The following is a 3,406-nucleotide window of genomic DNA, read 5'->3' as shown; positions in this document are numbered from 1 at the left end:
TGAAGGCATCGGCATGAGCGTCATCAATGATGTCCGCGCGGAACGGGAGGATTTGGCCCGCGTTCTTGAGAAACATAGCGGAATTCGTAAGATCGTTGAAGATCTTTATCCGGACAGCGCCCACTTCATATACGAACTTTTGCAGAACGCTGAGGATCGCGGCGCTACCGAGGTCAAGTTTCTCCTCACGTCCGATAGGTTGATATTCGAGCACAATGGCGAACCTTTTCGTCCGCAGGATATTTCTGCGATTACAGATATTGGCGAAGGCACCAAGGCGCACGATGATGATAAAATCGGCCGCTTCGGGGTAGGATTCAAAGCCGTCTTTGCCTACTCGGAAACTCCGCACATCTGGTCCTCGACATTCTCATTCAAAATCTGCCGATTGGTGCTTCCGTTTGAGCTAGAAACCCCCTCTGGCTTGCAAGGCCAGACACGGTTTGAATTCCCATTTGATATGGATGGGTGTCACGCATATTTTGCAAAGCATCGGCATCGACATCGCAAATGGCCACGCGCGCACCTGACGCAAGGAACGCTTCTGTAATTGCCTGGCCAATTCCGGCACCGCCTGCGGTTACGAGAATCCGTGCAGTCATCCACCAATTCCCAGCATCACCCGCGTTTCGGCGACACTTGCACATTCGTAACCCAACTGATGCACAATCGAACGGGCGCGTTCCACCAACTGGCCGTTGGTCGCAAAAACGCCCTTTTCAAGGTATAGATTATCCTCAAGACCAACACGGATGTTGCCGCCAAGAATCGCAGTCTGCGCGACGACTGGCATTTCCTCTCGACCAATGCCAAGCGCACCCCATACCGCGCCGGGCGGCAACAATTGCTTCATGTAATACATCCCCAGCGTATCGGCTTTCGTGCACCAATTGACCCCGAGGACGAATTGAAACATCGGCGGGCCATCGATCAGCCCTTCGGCAATCATCGCCTTGCCAAATTCGATATCGCCTGCACCGAACACCTCAAGCTCAGGCTTAATACCCAGTGCCTGATAGCGCGCCGCCATCGCTCGCAGGGTTTGCGTGGAGTTCATGTAGATAAACTCTTCGCCCGCTTCGGTCTGGTTGCTGGTGTTGATGTCGAGCGACGCTATGTCCGGGCGGCAAAGTTCCAGATGCTCCATTCGCTCGTCAACCGACGCGACATCGCTGCCCGCCATCGCGCGACCGTCATTCGCCGGGTCGGGCTTGTAGAATGCCCCAAGGCCGCCGGTCAGGTTGATCAATATGTCGCGCCCGCTGTCGCGCAAGCGGTCGGTCACTTCTTTGAATAGCTTGGGATCGCGGCTACCGCCGCCAACTTGGGGATCACGGACATGGATATGCGCTATCGCGGCGCCAGCATCTGCGGCTTCGACGCAGGCTGCGGCAATTTGGGTAGGTGTGACAGGAAAAGCGGGGTGTTTGCGATTGAACGGGGCATTTCCCGTTACTGCGCATGACACAATTATTTTGCTGTTTCTTAGCATCAAATATTCTCCAATTTTGTGGCTGTTTTGCGAAGTAACGACTGGGCTAGTGCCGACTACTTCAGTTGATCATTGGGTTTTACGGGCAGGGCTATTACGGTCGGAAACCGACCTCCCGTCCACAGTGTGATCTCGGCGGGGCGCGGCTTACTCTCCAACTCGGGCAGCTTCTTGGTACTACCGTTGATGGAAAATTGGGGCCAGTTCGATGACGCGATCTGTATGCCGATCCGGCTGCCTTTTCGGAACGTGTGGCCGATGACCATATTGGGCAATTTAAGCTCTTCCGGCACGCCGGTTTTCATCCAGACTTCGCGGTCATAACCTTTGCGATAGCGCGCGCGCAACGCCGTATCAGCAACGTTGAGCGTCTCGCCATCGGGCAAGACTTCAACGAGCTTTGCGAACACATCGAAATCCGGAGCGTTGGAGGAAGCCCAAAGTGTCACGGCGACATTGCCAAATGTCCCAACATCTTTGTTCAGCGGAGCGGACAAGAAAGTTTTGACGTCTGATCGCTTGGCGAGCGGGTGCTGACTAACCGCACCCAGTGGATATTTGGCACCTAAGTCCTCGGGATATCCCCCGCCGCCCAAAGTTGGGACTGGGCTTAACGGATCGTGCAAGTACGAGGTTGTACCCGATTGCACCGAACAGGCTTTGTCGGCTGTTGAAATACCAAGGCTGTTGTTACGAGCATCTAGACAGAGCCGCAGGTCGGCATCTGATACCGGCCAACTTTCCGCTGTCCGCCACCGACTGGCGCCATTGTCATAGAAAAGGATAGCTGGAGCTGCCCGAACCTTTGCTAGTGCCGCGGTGTCTTTTTTGACAAACGCATCAAACCAATCCACTGCGCGCTGGGCATAATTCAGCCTGGCATCGCCAACAGCGCGCTCGCCAACCAACGACTTTTCGTCTTCCAGACTTTGCTGGCAATGGAGCCCCGATGAAACGATCAGTTTATGATCGTTGGTTTGGCGCGCTTCGGCCCGGGTTCGGTTTGCCTCGAACACGCCAATTTCCAGCTGAGGGGTGTAATCAAACCATGACGACATCCACAATGTTGGAATTTGGATGTCATCACGATCAGATATGCGTGAGTCTGACCACGATTCCGACTGGATCGGGCGGGTAATATAGTCCTCAAATTCGGTCGGCTGGACGCCGAGACGTTTCATGAGTCTAATCTGTGGAAAGCCGTTTGATTTATCAGGCCAGTTATCGGCGAGGTCTTTGTCGGGCGTTGGATCGCCAACCGGTTCCGAAGTAACTCCGTCGAGTTTCCCATAATAATAGAACCATGACGCCCATCCCCCAAGCCAGAATACCCCACCGCGCCGCGTCTGGCCTGGTTCCCGGACATTGGTTGCCTTGGCCTCCGTCATCGCAACAGCCGCAGACCGTGGAATCATGGCGACATGGGCCGGGTGTCGTGCAAGAGCGAGATCGAGCTGGTTTTCAGCTGACGACGAACATCCGAAAGTGCCCACCCGACCGGTCGACCAAGGCTGGCGCGCTATCCAATCCAGTGTAGCTATGCCGTCTTCGCGCGCACTGGGTATGGTTTTTAGATATCGCCCTCCAGACCCGAACCTTCCGCGTTCATTTTGGATAACAACGGCATACCCAGCGTTCAAAAAGCCTTTAACAAAAGCCTCGGACTCGGCAATTTCATCATCCCAGATCGAATAGGGTGTGCGGATCAGCACAGCGGGTAACTTCATGTCCAGCTTGCGTCCGCGAATCAATATGCCTTTCAGGCTGACGCCATCAAAAGATGATACCGCCACAGGCTCGATATCATAGAGCTTGGCATATTCCGCCTCTCGTGATGCACCTTCATCCGGAACATCTGCCTTCGAGCAACCGGCCAGAAAGGTCGCAAGCAATGCGACCAGCAGCAGCAAGTTT

Annotated in this window: 3 protein-coding genes and 1 pseudogene; 1 reads left to right on the top strand and 3 read right to left on the bottom strand. The window is 54.7% G+C overall.

What is annotated here, in order from left to right; genetic code table 11:
- Positions 1 to 13 precede the first annotated feature (13 nt).
- Positions 14 to 298, top strand: a pseudogene (locus tag ACEW72_RS01930) (sacsin N-terminal ATP-binding-like domain-containing protein); the annotation flags it as partial.
- A 76-nt stretch (positions 299 to 374) separates the two neighbouring features.
- Here the strand turns inward: ACEW72_RS01930 and ACEW72_RS01925 are convergent.
- From ACEW72_RS01925 to ACEW72_RS01915, 3 genes are all read right to left on the bottom strand, one after another.
- Positions 375 to 602 (bottom strand): SDR family NAD(P)-dependent oxidoreductase, encoded by a 228-nt coding sequence (locus ACEW72_RS01925; protein WP_373474693.1) that lies wholly within the window; start codon positions 600 to 602, stop codon positions 375 to 377.
- Positions 599 to 1,468, bottom strand: coding sequence for a 3-keto-5-aminohexanoate cleavage protein (locus ACEW72_RS01920; RefSeq protein ID WP_373474692.1), 870 nt, complete (start codon positions 1,466 to 1,468; stop codon positions 599 to 601). Before ACEW72_RS01920 ends, ACEW72_RS01925 begins: the two co-directional genes overlap by 4 nt.
- Before the next feature lie 80 nt (positions 1,469 to 1,548).
- Positions 1,549 to 3,406, bottom strand: a 1,858-nt coding sequence (locus ACEW72_RS01915; protein ID WP_373474691.1) for a CocE/NonD family hydrolase, incomplete at its 5' end; no start/stop codon positions are given.

Source organism: Sphingorhabdus sp. (assembly GCF_041737645.1).
GTDB lineage: Bacteria > Pseudomonadota > Alphaproteobacteria > Sphingomonadales > Sphingomonadaceae > Sphingorhabdus_B.
The sequence above is the reverse complement of the archived record's forward strand: the minus strand, read 5'-3'. Positions and strand labels throughout refer to the sequence as shown.

What these genes read in the sequence shown, in the direction of transcription:
- ACEW72_RS01925 (WP_373474693.1), bottom strand. Translation starts at nt 602, where the DNA reads ATGACTGCACGGATTCTCGTAACCGCAGGCGGTGCCGGAATTGGCCAG.